Source organism: Nocardia thraciensis (assembly GCF_054782435.1).
This window is the reverse complement of the sequence record NZ_BAAGSM010000017.1, coordinates 84,616-109,045: the sequence shown is the minus strand read 5'-3', so window position 1 is coordinate 109,045 and position 24,430 is coordinate 84,616. Positions and strand designations below refer to the sequence as shown.

At 69.3% G+C, this 24,430-nt stretch carries 20 protein-coding genes and 1 pseudogene; 9 read left to right on the top strand and 12 right to left on the bottom strand.

What is annotated here, in order from left to right:
- Positions 1-65 precede the first annotated feature (65 nt).
- Positions 66-2,135: an excinuclease ABC subunit UvrC gene (gene uvrC, locus ACYVLQ_RS08335; protein WP_460696811.1), complete on the bottom strand. Its 2,070-nt coding sequence runs from the start codon at positions 2,133-2,135 to the stop codon at positions 66-68.
- Positions 2,136-2,315: 180 nt separating this feature from the next.
- Between uvrC and ACYVLQ_RS08330 the strand changes: the two genes are divergently transcribed.
- Entirely contained in the window at positions 2,316-3,218 is a 903-nt protein-coding gene (locus ACYVLQ_RS08330; protein ID WP_460696810.1) for a sigma factor, read from the top strand.
- 13 nt (positions 3,219-3,231) lie between these two features.
- On the opposite strand, the gene ACYVLQ_RS08325 is transcribed toward ACYVLQ_RS08330, so the two are convergent.
- Complete coding sequence (locus tag ACYVLQ_RS08325; protein WP_460696809.1) at positions 3,232-4,089, bottom strand: LysR substrate-binding domain-containing protein; 858 nt, start codon at positions 4,087-4,089, stop codon at positions 3,232-3,234.
- 71 nt (positions 4,090-4,160) lie between these two features.
- Here ACYVLQ_RS08325 and ACYVLQ_RS08320 point away from each other — a divergent pair.
- Positions 4,161-5,120 (top strand): annotated as a pseudogene (locus tag ACYVLQ_RS08320) (bile acid:sodium symporter family protein); the annotation flags it as partial.
- Positions 5,121-5,125: 5 nt separating this feature from the next.
- Here ACYVLQ_RS08320 and ACYVLQ_RS08315 read toward each other — a convergent pair.
- From ACYVLQ_RS08315 to ACYVLQ_RS08305, 3 genes are all read right to left on the bottom strand, one after another.
- Positions 5,126-5,572 (bottom strand): hypothetical protein, encoded by a 447-nt coding sequence (locus ACYVLQ_RS08315; RefSeq protein ID WP_460696808.1) that lies wholly within the window; start codon positions 5,570-5,572, stop codon positions 5,126-5,128.
- Positions 5,573-5,621: 49 nt separating this feature from the next.
- Positions 5,622-7,559 carry a CocE/NonD family hydrolase gene (locus tag ACYVLQ_RS08310; RefSeq protein ID WP_460696807.1) on the bottom strand — a complete coding sequence of 646 codons (1,938 nt, stop codon included), beginning with the start codon at positions 7,557-7,559 and terminating at the stop codon, positions 5,622-5,624.
- A gap of 83 nt (positions 7,560-7,642) precedes the next feature.
- Positions 7,643-8,890, bottom strand: a complete 1,248-nt coding sequence (locus ACYVLQ_RS08305) for a winged helix-turn-helix domain-containing protein (RefSeq protein WP_460696806.1) — start codon at positions 8,888-8,890, stop codon at positions 7,643-7,645.
- 126 nt (positions 8,891-9,016) lie between these two features.
- Between ACYVLQ_RS08305 and ACYVLQ_RS08300 the strand changes: the two genes are divergently transcribed.
- Positions 9,017-10,687 carry an FAD-binding dehydrogenase gene (locus tag ACYVLQ_RS08300; protein WP_460696805.1) on the top strand — a complete coding sequence of 557 codons (1,671 nt, stop codon included), beginning with the start codon at positions 9,017-9,019 and terminating at the stop codon, positions 10,685-10,687.
- Positions 10,688-10,713: 26 nt separating this feature from the next.
- Here the strand turns inward: ACYVLQ_RS08300 and ACYVLQ_RS08295 are convergent, their stop codons facing one another.
- Complete coding sequence (locus ACYVLQ_RS08295) at positions 10,714-11,400, bottom strand: HAD family hydrolase (protein WP_460696804.1); 687 nt, start codon at positions 11,398-11,400, stop codon at positions 10,714-10,716.
- 76 nt (positions 11,401-11,476) lie between these two features.
- Between ACYVLQ_RS08295 and ACYVLQ_RS08290 the strand changes: the two genes are divergently transcribed.
- Positions 11,477-12,277, top strand: a complete 801-nt coding sequence (locus ACYVLQ_RS08290) for an ABC transporter ATP-binding protein (protein ID WP_460696803.1) — start codon at positions 11,477-11,479, stop codon at positions 12,275-12,277.
- Between the two features lie 34 nt (positions 12,278-12,311).
- Here ACYVLQ_RS08290 and ACYVLQ_RS08285 read toward each other — a convergent pair whose 3' ends face one another.
- Positions 12,312-13,775 (bottom strand): amino acid permease, encoded by a 1,464-nt coding sequence (locus tag ACYVLQ_RS08285; protein WP_460696802.1) that lies wholly within the window; start codon positions 13,773-13,775, stop codon positions 12,312-12,314.
- A gap of 223 nt (positions 13,776-13,998) precedes the next feature.
- Between ACYVLQ_RS08285 and ggt the strand changes: the two genes are divergently transcribed.
- Positions 13,999-15,936 carry a gamma-glutamyltransferase gene (ggt, locus tag ACYVLQ_RS08280; RefSeq protein ID WP_460696801.1) on the top strand — a complete coding sequence of 646 codons (1,938 nt, stop codon included), beginning with the start codon at positions 13,999-14,001 and terminating at the stop codon, positions 15,934-15,936.
- A 21-nt stretch (positions 15,937-15,957) separates the two neighbouring features.
- On the opposite strand, the gene ACYVLQ_RS08275 is transcribed toward ggt, so the two are convergent.
- The 4 genes from ACYVLQ_RS08275 to ACYVLQ_RS08260 form a co-directional block, all read right to left on the bottom strand.
- A complete protein-coding gene (locus ACYVLQ_RS08275) occupies positions 15,958-16,488 on the bottom strand; it encodes a PH domain-containing protein (protein WP_460696800.1) in 531 nt (176 codons plus the stop codon).
- Positions 16,489-16,492: 4 nt separating this feature from the next.
- The gene (gene ribH, locus ACYVLQ_RS08270; RefSeq protein WP_460696799.1) at positions 16,493-16,978 is read right to left on the bottom strand and encodes a 6,7-dimethyl-8-ribityllumazine synthase; all 486 of its coding nucleotides are present in this window, start codon (positions 16,976-16,978) and stop codon (positions 16,493-16,495) included.
- Positions 16,979-17,024: 46 nt separating this feature from the next.
- Positions 17,025-18,275 (bottom strand): bifunctional 3,4-dihydroxy-2-butanone-4-phosphate synthase/GTP cyclohydrolase II, encoded by a 1,251-nt coding sequence (locus ACYVLQ_RS08265; RefSeq protein ID WP_460696798.1) that lies wholly within the window; start codon positions 18,273-18,275, stop codon positions 17,025-17,027.
- An 81-nt stretch (positions 18,276-18,356) separates the two neighbouring features.
- Positions 18,357-18,965 (bottom strand): riboflavin synthase, encoded by a 609-nt coding sequence (locus ACYVLQ_RS08260; protein ID WP_460696797.1) that lies wholly within the window; start codon positions 18,963-18,965, stop codon positions 18,357-18,359.
- Between the two features lie 676 nt (positions 18,966-19,641).
- Here ACYVLQ_RS08260 and ACYVLQ_RS08255 point away from each other — a divergent pair.
- Complete coding sequence (locus ACYVLQ_RS08255; RefSeq protein ID WP_460696796.1) at positions 19,642-20,010, top strand: hypothetical protein; 369 nt, start codon at positions 19,642-19,644, stop codon at positions 20,008-20,010.
- A gap of 70 nt (positions 20,011-20,080) precedes the next feature.
- On the opposite strand, the gene rpe is transcribed toward ACYVLQ_RS08255, so the two are convergent.
- The gene (rpe, locus tag ACYVLQ_RS08250; RefSeq protein ID WP_460697008.1) at positions 20,081-20,740 is read right to left on the bottom strand and encodes a ribulose-phosphate 3-epimerase; all 660 of its coding nucleotides are present in this window, start codon (positions 20,738-20,740) and stop codon (positions 20,081-20,083) included.
- A gap of 129 nt (positions 20,741-20,869) precedes the next feature.
- Here rpe and ACYVLQ_RS08245 point away from each other — a divergent pair, with 129 nt between their 5' ends.
- The 3 genes from ACYVLQ_RS08245 to ACYVLQ_RS08235 all read left to right on the top strand — a co-directional run bounded on the left by ACYVLQ_RS08245 (position 20,870) and on the right by ACYVLQ_RS08235 (position 24,359).
- The gene (locus tag ACYVLQ_RS08245; RefSeq protein WP_460696795.1) at positions 20,870-21,292 is read left to right on the top strand and encodes an ATP-binding protein; all 423 of its coding nucleotides are present in this window, start codon (positions 20,870-20,872) and stop codon (positions 21,290-21,292) included.
- A gap of 191 nt (positions 21,293-21,483) precedes the next feature.
- On the top strand, positions 21,484-22,260 hold the full coding sequence (locus ACYVLQ_RS08240) for a SigB/SigF/SigG family RNA polymerase sigma factor (protein ID WP_460697007.1): 777 nt from the start codon (positions 21,484-21,486) through the stop codon (positions 22,258-22,260).
- A gap of 26 nt (positions 22,261-22,286) precedes the next feature.
- On the top strand, positions 22,287-24,359 hold the full coding sequence (locus ACYVLQ_RS08235; RefSeq protein ID WP_460696794.1) for an NAD(+) synthase: 2,073 nt from the start codon (positions 22,287-22,289) through the stop codon (positions 24,357-24,359).
- The last annotated feature ends 71 nt before the right edge of the window (positions 24,360-24,430 follow it).

The following is a 24,430-nucleotide window of genomic DNA, read 5'->3' as shown; positions in this document are numbered from 1 at the left end:
ACGCGGCGGGCGAAACCGAGCCGTGACCGTTTCCGTGCACCGGCGCCCCGGGCCCCGGGCGCCGGTCACCCACCGTTCGCCTCGCTCGCGTTCAGGGCCGCCAGCACGGCCTTCGCCGTGGCCACCCCGATCCCCGGGACCTCCGTGATCTCCTCCACCGTAGCGTCCTTGAGCCGCGCCACCGACCCGAAGTGGGTGACGAGGGCGGTGCGCCGGGACTCCCCGAGACCGCGCACCGAGTCCAGTGCGGACGCGGTCATGCGGCGCGAACGCTTGCTGCGGTGGAAGGTGATCGCGAAGCGGTGCGCCTCGTCGCGGACTCGCTGCAGCAGGTACAGCGACTCGCTGTTGCGCGGCATGATCACCGGGTCCGGCTCGCCCGGGACCCAAACCTCCTCCAGGCGTTTGGCCAGCCCGATCACGGCGACGTCGGTGATGCCCAACTCGTCGAGCACCTCGGCGGCGGCGTTCACCTGGGGTGCGCCGCCGTCGACGACGTAGAGGTTGGGCGGATAGGAGAATCTGCGCGGCTTGCCGGTCCTGGGGTCGATGCCGGGCGGGGTATTCGGTTCGGAATCGCCGGGAGTGTCGCCGTCGGACTCGGCCGGTGCGTCCGTGAGCGCCGCACCCGCGACCTCCCGGCCGCTCAGCTCCGCGGCCTCCATCGCGTCCAGATCGCGCCGCAGCCGCTGGAACCGGCGCCTGGTCACCTCGGCGATGCTGCCCACATCGTCGGAGCGGCCCTCCCCCGCGGCCTCCCTGATCGTGTAGTGGCGATACTCGGACTTGCGCGCCAGCCCGTCCTCGAACACCACCAGCGAGGCCACCACATCGGTGCCCTGCACGTGGCTGATGTCGACGCACTCGATGCGCAGGGGCGCGCTGTCCAGCTCCAGCGCGTCCTGAATCCCTTGCAGCGCGGCCGATCTCGCGGTCAGGTCGCCCGCGCGTTTGAGCTTGTGCTGGGCCAGGGCCTCGCCCGCGTTGCGCTGTACGGTCTCCATCAGCGCCTTCTTGTCGCCGCGCTGCGGCACCCGCAGCTGCACCGCGGAGCCGCGCAGCTCCGACAGCCAGCTCTGGACCTGCTCAGGATCGCCCGGCAGCGCGGGCACCAGCACCTCGCGCGGCACCACGGTCGCCGCGGTCTCGGTATCGGTGTGCTCGGCGAAGGCGGCCTGCTCGCCGTAGAACTGGGTGAGGAACTGCTCGACCAGGGCGGGCAACTCGCCCCCGGCCTCGACCACGTCGGCCGCGTCGCCGGATTTGTCGACCACCCAGCCGCGCTGGCCGCGCACCCGGCCGTCGCGCACGTGGAAGATCTGCACCGCGGCCTCCAGCTCGTCGGTGGCGAAGGCGATCACGTCGGCGTCGGTGCCGGTGCCCAGCACCACCGCCTGCTTCTCCAGCGCGCGCTCCAGCGCTTGGACGTCATCGCGCAGCCGGGCCGCGGCCTCGAAGTCCAAATCCTCTGCCGCCGACTGCATCTGGCGCTTGAGCTCGCGCACCATGCGGTCGGTCTTGCCGGAGAGGAAGTCGCAGAAGTCCTCGGCGACGCGGCGGTGCTCCTCGGCGCTCACCCGGCCGATGCACGGCGCGGAGCATTTGTCGATGTAGCCGAGCAGGCACGGGCGCCCGATCTGCCGGTGCCGCTTGAAGACTCCGGCCGAGCACGTGCGCACCGGGAAGACGCGCAGCAGCAGGTCGACCGTCTCGCGGATGGCCCAGGCATGGGCGTAGGGACCGAAGTAGCGCACCCCCTTCTTGCGCGCGCCGCGGTAGACGAACACCCGCGGATACTCCTCGTTCATGCTCACCGCGAGCATCGGGTAGGTTTTGTCGTCGCGGTAGCGGACGTTGAACCGCGGATCGAACTCCTTGATCCAGTTGTATTCCAGCTGCAGGGCTTCCACCTCGGTGGTCACCACCGTCCACTCCACGCTGGCGGCGGTGGTGACCATCTGCCGGGTGCGCGGATGCAGCGCGGCGACATCGGCGAAGTAGGAGTTCAACCGGTTGCGCAGGCTCTTGGCCTTGCCGACGTAGATGACCTGCCCGTACGAGTCCCGGAATTTGTAGACACCCGGTTCGAGGGGAATGGTGCCCGGCGCGGGCCGGTACGTCGCTGGATCTGCCACCCGACAAGCCTATCGACCGGCCCCGACATCCCCGGGAAAGCCGGGCCCCGCCCGCCCGCCGAGGCGGACAATCGGAGGCGAGGCCGCCGCGCGGCGACGACTTTCGGCGGCCGCGACGGTCGTAGATGTCGAAGGCGTTCCCTGTGCCGCAGCGGCACGCGACCCTCGAGGAGCCACCGCATGAATCCGACCCCCGCCCTCGCCCGCCCGTCACTGGAGCGGGAACTCGCCGAACTGCGGCAGCCGCTGCTGGCCTACTGCTATCGCATGCTCGGCTCGGTGCTCGAGGCCGAAGACGCGGTGCAGGAGACCATGATGCGCGCGTGGCGGTCCGCGGGGCGCCTGGCGGGCCCGGACGGACTGCGGCCGTGGATGTACCGCATCGCGACGAACGTCTGCGTCGACGCGGCGTCCGACCGCAAGCGCCGGGCACTGCCGATGGACCTGGTGACCGCCGCCGACCCGCGCGCCGGGCTGGGCGCGCCGCTGCCGGAATCGACCTGGGTACAACCGTTTCCGACCGCCGCCGGGACCGACCCCTCGGCTACTCGGCGCTGCGCACGGGCGTGGCGTACCTGGCCATCGCCGCGACCGCCGTGGTGGCGGCCGCCGGTCTCGCGCCCGCCGTCCTGTCCCGGCTCGGCGCCGGATGGGCGATCGTGCTGGCGCAGGTCTGCGCGGCGGCCGGACTGCTCTGGCTCGCCCGAGTTCCCGTGCGCGCCGCGTACTGGCCGGATCTGTTTCCGGGCTGGGTGGGCGTGGGACTGTCCCTGGTCTCCATCCAGGTGGCGGCGTTCATCGGCATCCCCGAGCGGGTCAGCGGCCTCGCGGGCGGCATGGTGGAAACCGCCCGCGAGATCGGTGGCGCGCTCGGCACCGCCGTCGTCGCGGCGGGTCGCCATCGCGGTCGCCCGGGGCGCCTCCGGCGGGGCGGCCACCGCGCTGACCGAGGGGTTCCGGCGTGGCTCCCTGATTGCGGCAGCGTTCAGCGTGGTCGCGGCGGTCACGGCACTCACGGTGGTGCGCCGCGCCGAACGGTCGGCGCGTGCGGTGGCGTCGGCGGGCGCGGAGGCGGGTCGATGACCTGCGGACCGAATCAGCCTCGTCGGAGGCGGCGGGCGCTGGCCGTGATCGCCTCGCAGAGAGCGCGTTCGGGTTCCGAGAGGCGGGTGCGGCGGCGCAGCAGGACGAATTCGAGGTCGCCCAGTTCCGGGAGGCTGGCGTCTTCGACGGTGAAAAGCCCTGCGGGCAGCAGGTTCTCGGCGTGCGCGATCACACCCAGGCCAGCGAGCACGGCGGCGCGCAGGCCGAGCTGGCTGTCGCTGGTGCAGGCGATGCGGCAGGCCCGGCCCTCGCGTTCCAATGCGCGCAGGGCAATGTGGCGGGTGAGGCTGGGTGGCGGATAGGTGACGAGCGGGACCGGATCGTCGAAAACCGTTGCGCCCGAACGGCCCGCCCACACCAGCCGGTCCCGCCACAGCAGTTCGCCGTGCCGCTCGCCCGGGAGCCGTTTGCCGACCACGAGATCCAGTTCGCCCGCGGCCATGCGCGTCTTCAGATTCTCGCTGAGCCCGACCGTCAGCTCCAGATCCACGCCCGGATGGCTGCGCTGGAACTCGAGCAGCACATCGGGCAGCTCACGGGCCATGACGTCGTCGGAGGCGCCGAGCCGGATCAGCCCCGACAGCCGCGAATCGGAGAAGTAGCGCTGCGCCCGCGCCTGCGCGTCGAGGATGGTGCGCGCGAAGCCGACCATGGCGGCGCCGTCCGCGGTGAGGGCGAGGTTGCGGGTGTCGCGGCGGAACAGCTCGCGGCCCGCCGCCTGCTCCAGCCGCGCGACGTGGCCGCTGACGGTCGACTGCCGCAGCCCGACAATGCGGCCCGCGGCGGTGAATCCGCCCGCGCGTTCGACGGCGAGGAAGGTGCGCAAGAGCTCCGGATCGAACACATTCATCACGATACGCGTTCGGAGATATCGCCTCCAACGGCTTCCGTGATCAGTTTGCCGGCCCGTACCGTGCACTGGTGAGGTTGTTCGCCAAACTCCGCATCGACGGTTTCATGCTCGGCATCCTGGCCAGCGTGCTGCTCGCCGTGGCGTTGCCCGCGCGCGGCACCGCCGCCGACGTCCTGGACTGGGCGACCAAGATCGCCATCGGGGTCTTGTTCCTGCTCTACGGCGCGCGCCTGGAGCCGCGGGAGGCGCTGGCCGGGTTGCGACACTGGCGCCTGCACGCGAGCGTGCTCGCCGTGACCTTCGTGGCCTTTCCGCTGATCGGCCTGGCACTGCGGCTGCTGGTCCCGTCGGTACTCTCCGACGAGCTGTATACCGGGATGCTGTTCCTGTGTCTGCTGCCGTCGACGGTGCAGTCGTCGATCGCGTTCACCTCGATCGCGCGGGGCAATGTGGCCGGTGCGGTCGTCAGCGCGTCGCTGTCGAATCTGGTCGGAGTGTTCGCGACGCCCCTGCTGGTCATGCTGCTCCTGCACACCGCGGGCGGCGCCGCGGTGTCACCCGGCGCCATCGTGATGATCGTGGTGCAGTTGCTGCTGCCGTTCCTGGCCGGGCAATTGCTCCGGCCGTGGCTGCGCGGGCTGCTGCGGCACGCCGCGATCACCCGGGTCGTGGACCGGGGGTCGGTGTACCTGGTGGTGTACGCGGCGTTCAGCGCCGGGATGTTGGAACACATCTGGAACGGCCTGTCGCCCTGGGCATTGCTGGCCGTGGCGGTCGTGTGCGCCGCCGTGCTGGGCGTGGTGCTCGGGCTGACCTCGGCCACCGGCAGACTGCTCGGCTTCGATCGCGCCGACCGGATCGTGATGATCTTCTGCGGATCGAAGAAGAGCCTGGCCACCGGCCTGCCGATGGCGACGGTGCTGTTCGCCGGGCATCCCGTGGGGCTGATCGTGCTGCCGCTGATGATCTTCCACCAGATTCAGCTGTTCACCTGCGCCGCCCTGGCCGGACGCTGGGGACGGACCGCCCGGGCTCAGAGCCCTCGCGCGTATCGGATCGATTCCTCGACCGCCGCCATGTCGACATCGAGGCTCGGATCGCGGTCCACCATCTCCCGGAGCTCCAGCATCTGTTCCTCGATCGTGCTGCGGCGCGCCAACGTGATCAACTCCTGGCGGACGTAGTCGCCGAGGGCGACCCCGGTCGCTCCGGCGCGGCGGCTCAGAACGCTCCAGGCGTCGGCCGGGAGATTGTAGGTGTCGATCAGGGTCATGGCGCCCTCATCGATCGACGGCGCCGGATAGTCCGGGCGCTCGGACTCCAGGAATTCCACCACCGAGTCGATGGGGACCCGCTTGGTCGTCAACGTTGTCAGTTCCCGGCGCACATAGTCGACCACCGGCAGTCCGGCATAGCGAGCGCGGCGGGACAGCACCTCGGCGGTATCGGCGGGTAGATCCTCGATCTCGATGCGCGACATGATCGCAACGGTAGGCGCGCGGTGATCGGTCGGCAAGCGTGCGGGGCGCTCACCGCGTCAACGGGAACCGGGGGCTCCCCTCGTCGCCCGCCGGGATGATCGGCAGCACCACCGACGACGGATGTTCGGGATCGTGGAAGATCGTCTGCGTGGCGCCCTGCGCGGCGGCGCTCGCGCCGAACGGTTCACCGGTGTTCGGATTCGGCGCGTACTGCGGATAGTCGCTGCTCGAGATCTCCAGGCGCAGACGAGATCCCGCCTTCACCTGGTAGCTGGTCGGCCAGATCTTGATCGTGTACTGGTACGGCCGCCCGGGCACGATGGGCGTCGGGTGCTCGAGCGAATCCCGGAACGCGGCACGAATGATGCCGTTGTTGAGGTTGACCGTGGACCCGTCTGGGGCGACGACCACCAGTTTCGCCGTGAAATCGGTGTCGGGGGCCGTCGAGGCCGCCCACAGTCGCACCTCGGTCGGCCCCGTGATCTCGGTATCGGACGGCATCGGAGCGGTGGTGTAGGTCAGCACGTCCGAGCGCTGTTCGACCACGCCCTGATCGAACGGTCCCTGCGGGCCACTCGACGCGCCGCAGCACGAATGCCCGCCCGCGCTGGGCACCGGGTTCAGCGGGTCGTAGTAGTACCGGTCCGGCGGTTGCGGATCCTTCGGGGCGTCCGCGACCAGCGCGCCCTTGCGGCCGCCGAGCCCGACGCCGCCCGGCCCGGACAGGTGGTAGGTGGTCCAGCGGGTATCGGGCAGCGGCCAGGCGGAGGCTGTCTTCCAGCGGTTGGCGCCCATCACGAAGTAGTCGACCGCGGGTAGCCCGGACACCTTGTTGTCGGCGCCCTTCAGGAAGTGGTCGAACCATTTCAGCATGAGTTCGTTGACCGGGCTGTTCCCCTCGGGACCGGCGGCGAGCAGCGGCGCCGTGATGCCCGTCCCGGGGCGGCCCCACCCCACGTGGTCCCACGGCCCGATCACCAGCCGCTGATTGCGGCGCGCGTGCTCCGATCCGCCCCGGCTGACCATGCCGGTGAAGTTCTCGATACCGCCGGAGAGGAAGGCGTCGTACCAGCCCTCGATACCGAGCACCGGCACCTCGACGTCCGGGTATCGGTCGCGGATGCTCCACTGCTTCCAGTAGTCGTCGCGCGTCGAATGCCGAATCCAGTCGTAGAACCACGGTGCGACCACCGGATCGTCCGGGTGCAATGGCGGGAACTGCTGGTACGGCCGATAGGTCAGCCAGCGGGTGTATTCCGCGCCGTCGGCCAGGAGTTGCTTGGCGGTCGCGGTGTCGCCGCGGTTCTCGGCGGCCGTGCGGCCGATCGTCTCCATCGCCCACGGTTCGACGAAGGCCAGCCGGAAGGCGCCACCCTCGTAGGTCCAGCCGTCGTAGTAGTCCGAGGAGGTGTTGGCCGGGACGATCGTGGCGAGGTGCGGCGGCGTGCGGACCGCCGCGAGCCACTGGGTCGCACCGACATACGACGAGCCGTACATGCCGACCTTGCCGTTCGTGCCGGGCAGCGCCGCGGCCCATTCCACCGAGTCGTACCCGTCGTCCAGGTCGGGGCCGAATTCGGTGAAGGTGCCGCCCGACTTCCCCTGTCCCCGAATGTCTTGTACGACAACCAGATAGCAGTGCGAGGCGAACCAGTCCGGCGACCGGTACCGGTAGGGCTGGATCTGCGCGGCCGCCTTACCGTACTGGGTGCGCATCAGGATCACCGGCACCGGATCGGCGGTCTGCGGACGGTACACATCGGACCGCAGCACCACGCCGTCGCGCATGGCGGCGGGCACGTTCTCCTGCTTGCTCACCGCGCAGTCGCCGCGGCCGTCGGCGGGCGGCCAGGGACCGGCCGACGGTTGCCCGCCCGCGGTGTCGCCGCTGCCGGATCCGCCGCAGCCGGACGCGATCAGCACCGCCGTGGCGACCAGCGCACAGACCCGGACAATTCGACTGCGCCGCAGACGATTCGACGACATCGGCCGAAGGTAGCACCGAACAGCGGCGGGCGCGACGCGATGTCCTGGGTACCCCTCGAACACGTTACCGCCCCCGTCCGGCTCTACCGCAAGGAATTTCGTGGTCCGCGTGCACCGCATGCGGCGCGCAGCGCGGCGGCGAGATCACCGCGGCGTCCCACCTCGATCGTGTCCAGCTCCAGCCAGTCGGCCATCTCTCGCAGCGAACGGGCCAATTCGGAGACGACATGGCTGCTCTCCCAACCGGTTTCGGCGAAGGCGCCGGGGGCCAGGAGGCGCCCGGTGGCGCGTTCCGCCCGCAGATCCACCCGCGCCACCAGCTCGCCGTCGAGCAGGAACGGGAACACGTAGTAGCCGTGCACCCGCTTGGGTTCGGGGGTGTAGATCTCGATGCGGTAATGGAAGTCGAAGATCCGCTCGGTGCGCGTGCGGAAGAAGATCAGCGGGTCGAACGGGCAGAGCAGGGCGGCGCCCTCGACCCGGCGCGGGGTGCGGGCCCCGGCGCGCAGGTAGGCGGGCCGGTCCCAGCCTGACACCTGTATCTGCTCCAGCTCGCCCGCATCGACCAGGTCGGCGATGGCGGGCTCGGTCTGGCTGCGGTGCAGCCGGTAGTAGTCGCGCAGATCCGGTTCGGTGGCGATGCCGAGCGCGGTCGACGCCCGGCGCACCAACTCCCGCACCGCATCCGGTTCCTCGATCTCGCGAGCGCGGACCTCGGGCGGGAGTACCCGCTCGGTCAAGTCGTAGTGGCGTTGGAAGCCGACCCGCTTGTCCACCGACAGCTCCCCGGTGGCGAACAGCACCTCGCACACCACCTTGGTGTCGCTGTAGTTCCAGCCCCAGTGATCCTTGCGGCGGGGACGGTCGAGCTCGAGATGCTTCTCCACCTCCCCCGCCGTGCACGCGCCGAACTCCCCGATCACCTCGAGCACATCCTTGGGCAGGGTGGGATTGCGCTCGAGCACCGATCGCGAACCACCCCAGCGCCCTTCGCGATAGCGGGCCATCCGCCAGCGCATCAGCGGCCAGTCCTCCACCGGGAGCAGCGCCGCCTCGTGCGCCCAGTACTCCACCAGCCGCCGCGGGCGACGGGCGTTGTGGCTCCACGCCATCTCGTCCAGCAGTGCGCGGTCGTAGCCGCCGATCCGGCTGAACACAGGAGCGTAGTGCGCCCGGACCACGGCCGACACCGAGTCCAGCTGCAGCAGCTGGGTCTTCTCCAGAACACGCTGCAGGGAGCGGCGGGTAGCGGGGGACGCCGGGCGCGGCGCGGCGAACCCCTGGGCGGCGAGCGCGGTCCGGCGGGCCGCGGCGGCGGTCATCGTACGCACACCCGAACCATGCCAGAACCCACCGACAAGTTTCGGCGTCACCGTCCCCGCACGTCGCCGATCTGCTACCTTGACAACCACCCGATACACTCGTGTATCCGAACGACCGAGCGCGAAGGAGTCCCCGTGGCGCCGTCCCAGCAGCCGGATGTCATCGTCGTCGGAGCCGGGCTGGCCGGACTGGTGGCCGCCTATGAACTCACCCGGGCCGGACGGCGGGTACTGGTCGTGGACCAGGAGAACCGCAACAACCTCGGCGGACAGGCGTTCTGGTCGCTGGGCGGGCTGTTCTTCGTGGACAGCCCGGAGCAGCGGCGCCTGGGGGTGAAGGACTCCTTCGAACTGGCCTGGCAGGACTGGCAGGGGTCGGCCGGATTCGATCGCGACGACGAGGATCACTGGGCGCGGCGGTGGGCGCGCGCCTACGTCGAGTTCGCCGCCACCGAGAAGCGGCGATACCTGCACGACCTCGGCCTGCGGGTGACGCCGCTGGTGGGCTGGGCGGAACGCGGCGGCGCCACCGCCGACGGGCACGGCAATTCGGTGCCCCGCTTCCACCTGACGTGGGGCACCGGGCCGGAGGTGCTGCGGGTGTTCCTGGACCCGGTCCTCGCCGCCGAGCGGCGCGGCCTGGTCGAATTCGCCTTCCGGCACCGTGTGGACGACCTGATCGTCGAGGACGATGCCGTGGTGGGTGTCCGCGGCGGCGTGCTGGAGCCCACCGATCTCGAACGCGGCCGGGCCTCGTCGCGGAATACGGTGGGCGAGTTCGAGTTCCGCGCCCCGGCCGTGATCGTGTCCTCCGGCGGCATCGGCCACGACCACGACCTGATCCGCCGCAACTGGCCCACCGATCGGCTGGGCCCGTGCCCGCGGACGATGATCTCCGGTGTGCCCGCGCACGTGGACGGGCGCATGCTCGCGATCACCGAGGCCGCCGGCGGCCGGATCGTGAACCGCGACCGCATGTGGCACTACACCGAGGGCATCCACAACTGGGACCCGATCTGGCCCGACCATGCCATCCGCATCATCCCGGGCCCGTCGTCGCTGTGGTTCGACGCCAACGGAAAACGTTTGCCCGCACCGTGTTTCCCGGGTTTCGACACCAACGCCACCATGAAGGCGATCCTCGGCACCGGCTACGATTACTCGTGGTTCGTACTCACCCAGTCCATCATCGAGAAGGAGTTCGCGCTCTCGGGGTCCGAGCAGAATCCCGACATCACGGGCAAGGATCTGAAGCTGACGCTCAAGAGCCGCGTCGCCAAGGGCGCCCCGGGCCCAGTGGAGGCGTTCAAGAAGCACGGCGTCGACTTCGTGGTCGCGAACACGCTGGGCGAGCTGGTGCAAGGCATGAACAAGATCTCGCGCGGCCCGCAGCTCGACCTCGCCGATCTCGAGCGTCAGATCGTGGCCCGCGACCGCGAGCTGGCCAATAACTACAGCAAGGACGCGCAGCTGATGGCGGTCGCCAACGCACGCCGCTCGCGCGGCGACAAGCTCGGCCGGGTCGCCACCCCGCACCGTATCCTGGATCCCGCGCACGGGCCGCTGATCGCCGTCCGGCTCAACGTGCTCACCCGAAAGACGCTGGGCGGCCTGCAGACGAACCTGGATTCCCAGGTGATCCGGCCCGACGGGACGCCGTTCCCGGGGCTCTACGCCGCCGGTGAGGTGGCGGGCTTCGGCGGCGGCGGGGTGCACGGCTACAACGCCCTGGAGGGCACCTTTCTCGGCGGCTGCATCTTCTCCGGCCGCGCCGCCGGTCGGGCGCTGGCCCGCACTCCGCGCTGACGGCACGGCGGGCCCGCTGGATTGGCTCAGACGCTCACACCGTGCTCGCGCAGCGCCGCGAGCAGCGCATCCGGTCGCTGGGCCGTGGGAAGCGGGTCCACCCAGGCGAAGCCGCAGCCGAGAACCGTTGCGCCGCCGTCGGCTTCGCGGCTGTCGCCTACCATCAACGCGGCCTCGGGGCGGACGCCGAGGCGGTCGAGCGCCCACTGGAAGATCCGCGCGTCCGGCTTCATCGCGCCGACCTCGTAGGACAGCGCGAACGCCGCGACGTCACGCTCCCAGCCGTGCGCGGCGAACGCCGGGCGCACGTCGAACGCGATATTGCTGACGATGGCGACCGGAATCCCCTGTGCCTCCAAGGATTTCAAGACCGCGCCGGTATCCGGATAGGGCGTCCACGCCAGCGCGTCCATCACGCGCGCGTAGAACCGCTCCGCGTTCGGCAGCGGCAGCCCGGATCGGCGCAGCACCTCCATGTACGCCTCGCGGTGCAGTTCCGGGCTCAGGTCGCGGTGCCGCCACGCGTAGAGTCCGCGCTCGTCGAACTGCACGACCTGTTCGACCGGTGTGGTCATCCGCCGCTGAATCTCGGCGGTCTCGTCCGCGTCCAGGGGTCGCCCGTCGGCGGTCACCAGATCCGCGGCCCAGCTCTCGTCGTCCTCGAGCCGAAACAGGGTTCCGGAGAAATCGAAAAGCACCGCCTCGATGGTCACCCGGCCAGGGTACACAGATCATCCCATGACATAGATCACCCATCAGCTTGTCTGAGGAGTTTGCTACCGTGGGCGCATGTCCGACACCCCCATCATCCAGGTAGCCGCCGTCGATTTCGTGCGCAACGGCAACCCGATCCTCGACGCGGTGTCGCTGTCGGTGCGCCCCGGCGAGCACTGGGCGCTGCTGGGTCCCAACGGCGCGGGCAAGTCCACGCTGCTGAAGATGCTGGGCGCCTTCGAACATCCCACCCGCGGCGCCGTCGAGGTGCTGGGCCATCGCCTCGGCCGCGTCGACATGCGGGAACTGCGCACCGCGATCGGTCACGTCGATCCGCGTCACGCCCCGCCCTATCCGCTCACCGCGCACGAGGTCGTGCTCACCGGCCTGACCAACACCGCCGATGTGAAGCAGCGCTGGAACCCCACCGCCGCCGAGATCGCGGAGGCCGACCGGCTGATCGAACTGCTGGGCCTGGCGCACCGCCGCGACGCCCGCTGGCCCACCATGTCCCAGGGCGAGCGCGGCCGGGCGCTGATCGCCCGCGCGCTGATGCCGAACCCGCGGCTGCTCCTGCTCGACGAGCCCACCACCGGCCTGGACATGGCCGGGCGCGAACAGCTCATCGACCGCATCGACCGGCTGCGGTCCACCCATCCGGAGCTGTCGTCGGTGCTGGTGACCCACCACCTGGAGGAACTGCCGCCGGGCACCACCCACGTCATGCTGCTGCGCGAGGGCCGCTGTGTCGCAGCGGGTTCCGTCGACGAGGTGCTCAGCAGCGAGAACATCAGCGCCTGCTTCGACCACCCGGTCCGGCTCACCCGCACCGACGGCCGCTGGCAGGTCCGCACCGATCACACCGTGCCCGCCTGAGCGCTACCGCGGAATCATTGCGGCGCAGGGCATCTCACTCGTCGAGCGGAATGTTGGCCACCACGGGGAATTCCCCGGTATACCCCGCCCGCTCACGGGCGATTGCCAGCACCCGCTTGCGCGCGGCGAACCAGCCGATGATCAACGCGGGGACGAGGACCGCGAGACTCGCCACCGTCCAGGTCCCGACCGGATAGTCGAAGCCCATCAGCACCACCACCACGAACAGGAAGACGAGCGTGGCGATGCCGGTGTAGGGCGCACCGAACATCCGGAACGCCGGGCGCTCGATCTCGCCCCGCCGCCACCAGCGCCACATCTGCAACTGGCACAGGACGATCGTGGCCCACGACGACAGGATGCCCAGCGACGCCACGCTCAGCACGATCTCGAACGCCCGCTCCGGCACGATGTAGTTGAGCCAGATGCCGAACAACGCGACCACACTGGTCAGCAGGATGCCGCCGTAGGGCACCCCACGCTTGTTCATCCGGCTGGTGAACTTGGGCGCGCTGCCGTTCATCGACATCGACCGCAGAATCCGCCCGGTGGAGTACAGCCCGGCGTTGAGACTCGAGAAGGCGGCGGTCAGCACCACGAAGTTCATGATCGAACCCGCGTTGCCCACACCGAGTTTCGCGAAGAACGTGACGAAGGGGCTCTGCGAGGCCGAGTAGGCCGTGTAGGGCAGCAGCAGCGCGAGCAGCACCAGGGAGCCGACGTAGAACACCGCGATCCGGAAGATCACCGAGTTGATCGCCCGCGGCATGATCTTCTGCGGATTCTCCGTCTCCCCCGCCGCGGTGCCGACCATCTCGACGGCCGCGTACGCGAACACCACGCCCGAGGTCACGGTGACCAGCGGCAGCACACCGGTCGGGAACCAGCCGCCCGCGTCGGCGACCATGCCGAACCCTGTCCGGTGCCCGTCGACGGTGAAGCGGCCCGCCAGGAAGAACGTGCCGATGCCGAGGAACGAGACCAGCGCGACGACCTTGATCAGCGCCGCCCAGAACTCCAGCTCGCCGAACCACTTCACCGAGATCAGGTTGATCCCGAGCACCAGCAGCAGCGCGATCAGCGCCAGCAACCACTGTGCGATCGATTGGAACCCGCCCCAGTAGTGCAGGTAGGTGGCGATGGCGGTGGTGTCGACGATGCCCGTCATCGACCAGTTCAGGAAGTACATCCACCCGGCGACGAAAGCGGCCTTCTCCCCGAAGAACTCGCGGGCGTAGGAGACGAACGAGCCCGACGACGGCCGGTGCAGCACCAGTTCCCCGAGCGCCCGCAGGATGAAGAACACGAAGACGCCGCACACCCCGTAGACCAGGAACAGCCCCGGCCCGGCGCTGAGCAGGCGGCCGCCGGCACCGAGGAACAATCCGGTCCCGATGGCGCCGCCGATGGCGATCATCTGCAGCTGGCGCGGTTTCAGGCTCTTGTGGTAGCCGCTGTCCTCCGCGCCGAGGAATGTTTGTCCCCGCACCTGGGTCATCTGCTGGTTGATCCTTCACACTCGGTCGGTGAACGTCCGACGTTACCTGGTCGATAGCCACCACCCGGACATCGGGCCGCCGTCACCTCGACCACGTGGAATGCACTGGTCCGTGCCGTCCTATATGTCCGCATAGAAGTAGCTGTGTGGATGCTTTCTGTCCTTCCCAGTCGCGGTACCCGAAAGCCCTGCCGGTGTCGGACTCGGGCGATAAGGTCCGATCATGAGGCGCACGCGACACATCTGGGCCGGGGCCACGGCCGCCCTGCTCGCCGCCGGGGTGATCACCGGCTGCTCTTCGGGGTCGGATCAACCGGCGCAGGCGTGCGCGGACATCCCGAACGGCACGGCGATCAAGGCCACGGGCCCCGCCGCGACCGGAACCGATATCGCGACCAATCCCGAGATCTCGTCGGGCTACCGCGGCGATATGACCCCGGTCCGCACCGGCGGCTACGCGGTGTCGGCCGCCAATCCCATTGCGACACAGGCGGCCTGCCGCGTGCTGGCCGACGGCGGCACCGCGGCCGACGCGCTCGTCGCGGCCCAGACGGTGCTGGGTCTGGTGGAGCCGCAGGCGTCCGGCATCGGCGGCGGCGCATTCCTGATGTACTACGACGCGGCGACCAAAACGCTGGACTCCTACGACGGCCGCGAGACCGCGCCCGCCGCCGCCACCGAGAACTACCTGCGCTGGGTCAGCGACACCGATCAGACCGCCCCGCAACCGAGTGCGCGCGCCAGCGGCCGCGCCATCGGCGTCCCCGGCGCACTGCGGCTGCTCGAGCTCGCTCACCGCGAGCACGGCAAGCAGTCCTGGCGCGAGCTGTTCGACCCGGCCATCACGCTGGCCGATCAAGGCTTCGCGATCAGCCCGCGACTGGCCGGGCAGATCGCCGAATCCGCCCCCGATCTCGCGCGCGACGAGAACGCCAAGGCGTACTTCCTGCAGCCCGACGGATCGCCCAAACCGGCGGGCACCAACCTCACCAACCCGGCCATGTCGAAGACGTTGAGCGCCATCGCCTCCGACGGTCCCGACGCGTTCTACAAGGGCGCCATCGCCCAGGACATCGTGGACGCCACCGCCAGCACCGCGGGCGGGCGCACGCCGGGGCAGCTCACCCTGGCGGACCTGGCCGGTTATCAGGCCAAGAAGCGCACCGCGCTGTGCACCAGCTACCGCGGCCACGAGATCTGCGGCATGCCGAACCCGTCGTCGGGCGGTATCGCGGTCGCGGCCACGCTGGGCATTCTGGAGAATTTCGACCTGGCCGCCCTGGCGCCCGAGGGCGTCGACAAGAACGGCGGCAAGCCGAGACCCGAAGCGGTGCACCTGATCTCGGAGGCCGAACGGCTCGCCTACGCCGACCGCGACAAGTACGTCGGCGACTCCGATTTCATTCCGCTGCCGGGCAATTCACCGGAGACCCTGCTGAACGACGACTATCTGAAACAGCGTGCGGCCCAGATCAAGCCGGACCGCAGCATGGGCGCCGCGCAGCCGGGCGACTTCGGCCCGGTCCCGCTCGGCACGGGCCCGCAGCAGCCCGAGCACGGCACGAGCCACGTCTCGGTGGTGGACAAGTACGGCAACGCCGCGGCGCTCACCACCACGGTGGAGTCGGCGTTCGGATCGTTCCACGTCGTCGACGGGTTCGTCCTCAACAACCAGCTCACCGACTTCAGCGCCGACCCCACCGCCGCGGACGGCGCCCCGCTGGCCAATCGGCTGCAGCCGGGCAAGCGGCCGCGCAGTTCGATGAGCCCCACGCTGGTGTTCGACAAGGCCGCCGACGGGTCGCGCGGACAACTGGCCTACGTCACCGGCTCCCCCGGTGGTTCGGTGATCATCCAGTTCGTGGTGAAAACCCTGGTGAATATGCTGGATTGGAAGCTCGACCCGCAGCAGTCCGTCTCCGGAGTGGCCTTCGGCGCCGCCAACACGCCGGTAACCGGTGTCGGCGGCGAGCACCCCGCGATCAACGCCGCCGACAAGGGCAACAACGACCCGCTGGTGCAGAAGCTGCGCGAGCTGGGCCACCAGGTCTCGGTGGACGCGCAGACCAGCGGCCTCAGCGCCTTGCAGCGCGACGGCAGCGGCTGGATCGGCGGTGCGGACCCGCGCCGCGAGGGCGCGGTGATGGGCGACACCAAGTAGGCAGCCCCGAAGTATTCCCGCCTACTCGCCCTGCGCCGCGGTGTATTTCGCGCCCAGTTCGCGGAAGCGGTCCATGGACTGCGCCGCGTACTCCTTGTCGTTGACCCTGATGGCCAGCATGGGCACGTATTCGTCGTCGACGAGTTCGAGGCGGGCCCAGGCCCGCTTGTCCGGGATCGACACGCCGCGAATGTCCCGCCACGGAAAGTCGTTGTCGCCCAGGATATTGCGCACCGAGACGCCCCGCGGCCCCACCCGCACCCGCGGGCGGGTGAGCAGCAGTACCGCCCCGGCGAGCAACCACCCGAAGCAGATGATCGCCACCTGGTCGGCGCCGCGGAAGTTCACCCCGGTCGTACTGTGCGACGACGCGACACCCGCGATGGTGAACAGCACCGCGAGAACCGCCGCAACGATCCGAGCGGTGCGCACCGCACGCCGCGGCCGCACCTCCAGATCCCATTCGGCCCCTTCGCTTCCCCGCTCGGCCCCTTTACTCCCCCGCGCCGGAGGCTGGGGGGCGCGCTTCCAGATCCGGACGACGGGCGACATCGGCTCAGACCGTCTGGGTCTGCGCGAGGGCACGCAGCGTCAGCGCGGTGTCCAGCGCCGCGGCGCACGCCTGCTCGCCCTTGTCCTCCACCGAATCCGGCAGCCCCGCCCGATCCAGGGCCTGGTGCTCGGTGTTCACGGTGAGCACGCCGTTGGTCACCGGGGTGCTCTCGTCCAGCGAGACCCGCGTCAGACCGGCGGTCACCGCATCGCAGACGTACTCGAAATGCGGTGTCTCGCCGCGGATCACGACGCCCAGCGCCACCACCGCGTCGTGGTCGCGGGCCAACGCCTGCGCCACCACCGGCAGCTCCATCGCGCCGGCACAGCGCACCACGGTGATCTCCTCGACACCGGCCGCCCGCGCCACCCGCTCGGCATTGGCCACCAGCGTGTCGCAGATCCTGGCATGCCACCGCGACGCGACGATGCCGAGCCTGAGCTCCTTGGCTTCCGCGAGCTCGAAGTCCGGGACGCCGGTACCGCTCATCTGTGAAGGCCCGCCTCTCTTGGTCTCATCTCGTTGCCCGCCGGAATCACCGCGCGGTCTCGCCCAGGTCCAGATCGTCCAGCCCGACCAGGTCGTGGCCCATGCGGTCGCGCTTGGTGCGCAGATAGCGCAGGTTCTCGGGGGTGGCGCGCACCGGCATCGGCACCCGCTCGGTGATGGACAGCCCGTAGCCGTCCAGGCCCACCCGCTTGGCCGGGTTGTTGGTCAGCAGCCGCATCGAGGAGATGCCGAGGTCGACCAGGATCTGTGCGCCGGTGCCGTAGTCGCGGGCGTCGGCGGGCAGGCCCAACTCGATATTGGCGTCGACGGTGTCGTGGCCGCTGTCCTGCAGTTGGTAGGCCTGCAGCTTGTGCATGAGCCCGATGCCGCGGCCCTCGTGCCCGCGCATATACAGCACCACGCCCCGGCCCTCGGTGGCCACCATCTCGAGAGCGGCCTCCAGCTGCGGGCCGCAGTCGCAGCGCAGCGAGCCGAACACGTCCCCGGTCAGGCATTCGGAATGCACTCGCACCAGCACATCCTCGCCGCCGTCGACCCCGATGTCGCCGCGCACCAGCGCGACGTGCTCGACATCGTCGTAGATGCTCTTGTAGCCGACCGCCCGGAACTCACCGAACCGGGTGGGAATGCGCGCCTCCGCGACGCGCTCCACCTGCTTCTCGTTCTTGCGCCGCCACGCGATCATGTCGGCGATGGAGATCAAAGCCAACTCGTGCTCGTCGGCGAAGACGCGTAACTCCTCGGTGCGGGCCATATCGCCCTCGTTCTTCTGGCTGACGATCTCGCAGATCACACCGGCCGGACCCAGACCGGCCAGCCGCGCCAGATCGACCGCGGCCTCGGTGTGCCCGGGGCGACGCAGCACGCCACCGTCCTTGGCGCGCAACGGAACCACGTGCCCGGGCCGGGTGAAGTCCTCGGGCTTGGCGGCCCGGTCGGCGAGCATGCGCATGGTGGTGGCGCGGTCGGCGGCGGAGATGCCGGTGCTGACGCCCTCGCGCGCGTCGACCGAGACGGTGTAGGCGGTGCCGTGCTTGTCCTGGTTCACCGCGTACATCGGCGGGAGGCCCAGCCGGTCGCAGTCGGCGCCGGTCAGCGGCACACAGATGTAGCCGGAGGTGTAGCGGATCATGAAGGCCACCAGTTCGGGCGTTGCCTTCTCCGCGGCGAAGATGAGATCACCCTCGTTCTCGCGGCCCTCGTCGTCGACGACGACAACCGCCTTACCGGCGGCGATGTCGGCGACTGCGCGCTCGATGGTGTCGAACCTGGTCACGTGTGCTGCGCTCCATCTCGATTAGGTGCCACTAACAGTACTGTGTCGGCGGCCCGCGGCCGCCGCGCGCCAGCGGGACGGCTATCCGCGCTGCCGCAGCCGCTCCACGTACTTGGCGATGATGTCGACCTCGAGGTTGACGGTGGTGCCGACCGGCGCGGTACCGAGGGTGGTGAGCTCGCGGGTGGTGGGGATCAGCGACACCTCGAGCCAGTCGCCGATCTCCGCGTCGCGGTCGAGCCCGGAGACCGTCAGTGAGATCCCGTCGATGGTGATCGAACCCTTCTGCACGACGTAGCGGGCCAGCTCGTCGGGCAGCGAGACGCGCACGACCTCCCAGTTCTCCTGCGGATCGCGCGACACGATGCTGCCCGTCCCGTCCACATGGCCCTGCACGATATGCCCGCCCAGCCTGCTGTTCACCGCGGCCGCGCGTTCCAGGTTGACCAGCGAGCCGACGCCGAGCCCGCCCAGGCTGGAGCGGTGCAGCGTCTCCCCCATGACATCGGTCGTGAAGCTGTCGCCGTCGACGATCTCGACGACCGTCAGGCAGACACCGTTCACCGCGATCGAATCGCCGTGCCCGGCATCGGAGGTCACCAGCTTGCCGCGGATGGTGAGCCGGGCCGCGTCGGCGAGCTGCTCGACCGCGACGATCTCGCCGAGTTCCTCGACGATGCCTGTGAACATGTCCTTCTTCTCCTGTCACCCGGTACCCGCTCGAGCCAACAGTCCGGACCGCGGGCGCTATTCCCGGGTCGGCCTGCCGTGGCCACCAGCGTAACGACGCCGGGTCGTAGGCGGCGCCAGCGGTCCCATGGACCGGATAGGAGACCAATGCTCAGCGAATCGGGGGACAAACCGACGATTCGATCTGCCCACACGCGAGAATCGGAAATACATTCCTGTAATTTCCGACGATTTCCTGATATGAATAATGAAATTGCGGGGTCCGGATTTCCGCTCCGGCCGTTCACACATCGCTCGGCCGCGATTCCCCCGTCTGTGATCAACCCGAATAGACGTTTGTACCCGGTCAGCGACGCGCATACACATAAAGCTTGCGTTCGACGGAGATCGGAAGCAATATTGTTATGCAGTTGATTCCCAGTGTTCAACTTTCGACGCGAGCAGTGCAACGCGGAACAGTTCCACCTCGCACCCACGGGTGTGAGCACGCAGGAACCGGTCAAACCGACGGAAGGTAGCGGCCCTCACGGGTCGGATCCAGGTTGGACAACAACACCACAGATGGGGGTGCGGCGTGACCACGCTTCTCGATTCGACACTCGAAGCTCGCTGCGTTCGATATCGTCGCGAATTTCACCTGGCCGCATCGATAGATCCCACGTCACGACACATCCTGTTGGAAATAGGCTCCCGCTACGGCGCGATCACGATGCCCGCGGATCTCGGCGAACGCGTCCAGCAGCGGCTGGAGCAGACCGATCTCGCCGGGCCCGTCGTCCATCACCCCCGCGCCCGGCGCTGGACCTTCATCACGGGCCCGGCGCGTGCGGGGAGTATGACCAAATCCCTGTCGGCCGAGTTGTTCCGGCTCTACGCCACCGTCGCGTGCACCGGCAGCCAGGTCGTGCTGCCATCGGCCGACGACGAGCGCACCGGGTATCGCACCTGGGTGCGGGCGCCGGAAACCGCCGACGCCGTGCCGCCGCTCGAGGTGGTCATCGAGGCGACCCGGGCGGTGTGCACACGAAAAGTACCGGCCCGCTGAGGGTTCCGGCCAAAGCACGCGCCGCAATGGCGGGGTCGCTACTACGCCGCGTCTTCCGGAACAACGAGGCCTACTGTGCCGCCTCGACCGCGATCGCCTTGTCGCGCAACCTCTCCACGGTCGCGCCCGGGTCGTCGGTGCCGTACACCGCCGACCCCGCGACGAAGCAGTCGATACCGGCCTCGGCGGCCTGTTCGATGGTGCTCATGTTGATGCCGCCGTCGATCTCGACGATCAGGCGCAGTTCGCCCGAGTCCACCAGGCGGCGGACCGTGCGCGCCTTGTCGAGCACATGCGCGATGAACGACTGGCCGCCGAACCCGGGTTCGACGCTCATCACCAGCAGCGTGTCGAAGTGGCGCAGCATCTCCAGGTACGGCTCGATCGGGGTGTTCGGCTTCACCGACAGGCCCGCCTTGGCCCCGGCGGCGCGGATATCGCGGGCCACCGCGACCGGATCGTCGGTGGCCTCGGCGTGGAAGGTGACGTTGTAGGCGCCCGCCTCCGCGTACGGCGGCGCCCAGCGGCCCGGATCCTCGATCATCAGGTGGCAGTCCAGCGGGATGTCGGTGGTCTTCAGCAGGCTCTCCACCACCGGCAGGCCGAGGGTCAGATTCGGCACGAAGTGGTTGTCCATCACATCGACGTGCAGCCAGTCGGCGCCCTCGACGGCCCGCACCTCCCGCGCGAGGTTCGCGAAGTCGGCGGAGAGGATGGACGGCGCGATCATCGGTGACGGGCGATGAAAATGGGAGTTGGAGGTGGCCACAGCGCGAAGTGTAGCGGTCGACGACACCCCGGCGTCTCGAAGCAGGCACAGATCCGGTTAGTCCCGGTGGACTTGGGTAGCCTTCTCAGGGTGATCAATATTTCGGCGGAACAGGGACTGCGCAGTACCCCGGTGGAGATCGGCGTCGCCGCCACCGTGTCACAGTTGCCGATCGTGCGCGGGCTTGCCGAAACGCTGGTCCTGCTCAGCGATTTCACGCTCGACGAGGTGGCCGACATCCGGTTGGCGGTCGACGAGGCCTGCTCGACGCTCATCGCGATAGCCACCCCGGGCAGCGCGCTGCGCTGCCGGTTCACCGTCGGCGACGACGATCTGCTGGTGCACGTCACCGGGATCGCCGCCACCGAGGGACTGCCCGATCAGCGCAGCTTCGGCTGGCACGTGCTGCGGACGCTCACCGACGAGGTGACCGTCACCCAGGAGCCTTTCGACCAGGCGGCCTCCGGACATCCGACCATTGTGGAGTTCCGGCGGGTCCGGGGGAAGGCGTAGTGGCTGACGAGGACACCGTGTTCGGCTCCGGCGACGCCGCCGCTTCCGACCACACCGCATCCACGGATGCCGAAAGACACGGCGCCGCGTCCGCCGGATCCGGCGGCACCGACGACCTTGCCGCCCCGCCCGACAGCGCCGAGGCCCCGACCTCCGACGCCGAGGCGCCCGACGCCGAGACCGCCGACGAGATGGATGAGGTCGCCGAATCCGTCTCCGGATACGACGACGTCACAACGCTTTTCGAGGAATTGGCCGCGGCCGCCGACGACTCCGATCGGCGGGCGCAACTGCGCTCCCAGCTGATCAACCGCTGTATTCCGCTGGCCGACCATATCGCGCGCAAATTCAGCGGGCGCGGTGAGCCTTTCGACGATCTGACGCAGGTGGCCCGGGTGGGGCTGGTGCACGCGGTGGACCGCTTCGACATCACCCGCGGCTCGAACTTCCTGTCCTTCGCGGTGCCGACGATCATGGGCGAGGTGCGGCGCTACTTCCGCGACAACACCTGGGCGATGCGAGTTCCGCGCCGCGTCAAGGAGACTCACCTGCGCATCGGCGCGGCCATCGACTCGCTCTCGCAGTCGCTGGGCCGCTCCCCCACCGTCAAGGAGATCGCCTCCGAGCTCGAGATCAATCCGGACGAGGTCACGCAGGCGGTCATCGCGGGCAACGCCTATCAGCCCAGTTCGATCGACGCGGTGTCGGTCGGCCGGGATACCGAGGCGTCGCTGCTGGACACCCTCGGTGAGGAGGAGTCGCAGTTCGACCGCGTCGAGGAGTACGTGGCGATCCGTCCCCTGCTCGCGGGCCTGCCCGAGCGCGAGCGCCGCATTCTCACCATGCGGTTCTTCGAATCCATGACGCAGACCCAGATCGCCCAGCGCATGGGCATCTCGCAGATGCACGTCTCGCGCATTCTCGCCAAAACCCTTGCCCGCCTCCGGGAGCAGTCGGCGCGGGAATGACGCGGGAGGCGAGCGGAGGGGTCGATATGGTGGAGCTACCGTTCGATTCGCTCTATCGGCACGGGTTCGCGCGTGTCGCCGTGGCCGTGCCGCCGGTACGAGTGGCCGATCCGGCCCACAACGCCGAGCAGACGCTGGTGTTGGCGCGGCAAGCCGCCGCCGACGGCGCGGTCCTGACGGTCTTTCCCGAACTGGGCCTGTCGTCCTACACCGCCGACGACCTCTTCCATCAGGATGCGCTGCAGCATGCCGTCGAATCGGCGCTCGCGCGGGTGGTCGCCGAGAGCGCCGATATCGACTCGGTACTGGTGGTCGGCGCGCCGATCCGGGCACAGGGCCGGTTGTTCAACTGCGGCATCGTGGTCGACCGCGGCCGGGTGCTGGGCGCGGTGCCCAAGAGCTACCTGCCGAACTACCGGGAGTTCTACGAGAAGCGGCAGTTCGCCGCGGCGCGGGAGAACCTCGAGGAGCACGTGGTCATCGCCGGGCAGCGGGTGCCGTTCGGCGCGGATCTGCTGTTCGCCGCCGCGAACCTGGACGGCTTCGTCTTTCACCTCGAGATCTGCGAGGACGGCTGGGTTCCGATGCCGCCCAGTGGTTTCGCCGCGCTGGCCGGGGCGACCGTGCTGGTGAACCTGTCCGCCAGCAATATCGTCGTCGGCAAGGCCGACTTCCGGCGGCAGCTGTGTGCCTCGCACTCCGCGCGTTATATCGCCGCCTACCTGTATTCGGCTGCGGGACACGGCGAGTCGACGACCGATATGGCCTGGGACGGCCAGGCGCTGGTGTGCGAGAACGGTGAACTGCTCGACGAGGGTGAGCGTTTCGCCGACCATCCGCGACTGGTGACCGCCGACGTCGACCTGCTGCGGCTGGCGGCCGACCGGCTGCGGATGACCAGCTTCGCCGACAATGTGCACGACCATCGGGAGCGGCTGGCGCGGCTGCGGCGCATCGAGATCGAACTGCCGATACCGTCGGGCGCCGTCGCGCTGCGACGCGAGATTCCGCGCTTCCCTTACGTTCCGGCGAATCCGGCGGTGCGCAACGAGCGCTGTGCGGAGGTGCACCGCATCCAGGTGGAGGGGCTGAGCACGCGACTGGCGGCGACCGGGTCGCAGCGGGTGGTGATCGGCGTGTCGGGCGGGCTGGATTCGACGGTCGCGCTGATCGTCGCCGCCAAGACCATGGACCGTCTCGGCCTGCCGCGCTCGAATGTGCTGGCCTACACCATGCCCGGATTCGCGACCGGCTCGCGGACCCGGCGCGACGCGCATCGGCTGATGCGGGCGTTGGGCGTGTCGGCGCACGAGATCGACATCCGGCCGTCCGCCACGCAGATGTTGCGGGATCTGAATCACCCTGCCGCCGAAGGGGTTCCGCGGTACGACGTCACCTTCGAGAACGTGCAGGCGGGCGAGCGCACCTCGCACCTGTTCCGGCTGGCCAACCAGCAGCACGGACTCGTGATCGGCACCGGCGACCTGAGCGAGCTGGCGCTGGGCTGGTGCACCTTCGGCGTCGGCGACCACATGGCGCACTACAGCGTCAACGCCTCGGTGCCGAAGACGCTGATCAGGTACCTGATCGCCTGGGCGGTCGACACCGGAGAGCTGGGCCCCGAGGCCGACGAGGTACTGACCTCGATCCTCGCCACCGAGATCTCTCCGGAGCTGATTCCCGTCGGAGACCCTGCGGCGGAGGGTGATTCGTCCCAGCCCGGACAGAGTTCGGAGGCCACCGTCGGCCCCTACGAACTGCAGGACTTCCACCTGTACTACCTGCTGCGCTTCGGCTATCTCCCGAGCCGCATCGCCTACCTGGCCCACCACGCCTGGTCCGACCCCTCCCGCGGCCGCTGGCCCGACCTCATCCCCGAACCCGACCGCCACACCTACGACCTCCCCACCATCAAACACTGGCTGGCCGAATTCCTCCGCCGCTTCATTCGAACCAGCCAGTTCAAACGCTCCACCCTCCCCAACACCCCGAAGATCGGCTCGGGCGGTTCCCTCTCCCCCCGCGGCGACTGGCGCGCCCCCAGCGACGCGGTGGCCACCGCCTGGCTCGATGAACTCGAGCGCAACGTCCCGGGCTGAAAACCTGTCGCACAATAGATCCCGGCCAAAAGCATGCCGGGAATACGGACAGGCCATGCCACACAGCAGCA

Excerpts from the sequence above, each read along its gene's own strand:
- ACYVLQ_RS08330 (WP_460696810.1), top strand. The coding sequence starts at position 2,316 with ATGAATCCGACCCCCGCCCTCGCCCGCCCGTCACTGGAGCGGGAACTC.
- ggt (WP_460696801.1), top strand. The coding sequence starts at position 13,999 with ATGAGGCGCACGCGACACATCTGGGCCGGGGCCACGGCCGCCCTGCTC.
- ACYVLQ_RS08315 (WP_460696808.1), bottom strand. The coding sequence starts at position 5,572 with ATGTCGCGCATCGAGATCGAGGATCTACCCGCCGATACCGCCGAGGTG.
- ACYVLQ_RS08310 (WP_460696807.1), bottom strand. The coding sequence starts at position 7,559 with ATGTCGTCGAATCGTCTGCGGCGCAGTCGAATTGTCCGGGTCTGTGCG.
- ribH (WP_460696799.1), bottom strand. The coding sequence starts at position 16,978 with ATGAGCGGTACCGGCGTCCCGGACTTCGAGCTCGCGGAAGCCAAGGAG.
- ACYVLQ_RS08260 (WP_460696797.1), bottom strand. The coding sequence starts at position 18,965 with ATGTTCACAGGCATCGTCGAGGAACTCGGCGAGATCGTCGCGGTCGAG.
- ACYVLQ_RS08325 (WP_460696809.1), bottom strand. The coding sequence starts at position 4,089 with ATGAATGTGTTCGATCCGGAGCTCTTGCGCACCTTCCTCGCCGTCGAA.
- ACYVLQ_RS08275 (WP_460696800.1), bottom strand. The coding sequence starts at position 16,488 with ATGTCGCCCGTCGTCCGGATCTGGAAGCGCGCCCCCCAGCCTCCGGCG.
- ACYVLQ_RS08290 (WP_460696803.1), top strand. The coding sequence starts at position 11,477 with ATGTCCGACACCCCCATCATCCAGGTAGCCGCCGTCGATTTCGTGCGC.
- ACYVLQ_RS08235 (WP_460696794.1), top strand. The coding sequence starts at position 22,287 with ATGGTGGAGCTACCGTTCGATTCGCTCTATCGGCACGGGTTCGCGCGT.
- ACYVLQ_RS08285 (WP_460696802.1), bottom strand. The coding sequence starts at position 13,775 with ATGACCCAGGTGCGGGGACAAACATTCCTCGGCGCGGAGGACAGCGGC.
- ACYVLQ_RS08240 (WP_460697007.1), top strand. The coding sequence starts at position 21,484 with ATGGATGAGGTCGCCGAATCCGTCTCCGGATACGACGACGTCACAACG.
- rpe (WP_460697008.1), bottom strand. The coding sequence starts at position 20,740 with ATGATCGCGCCGTCCATCCTCTCCGCCGACTTCGCGAACCTCGCGCGG.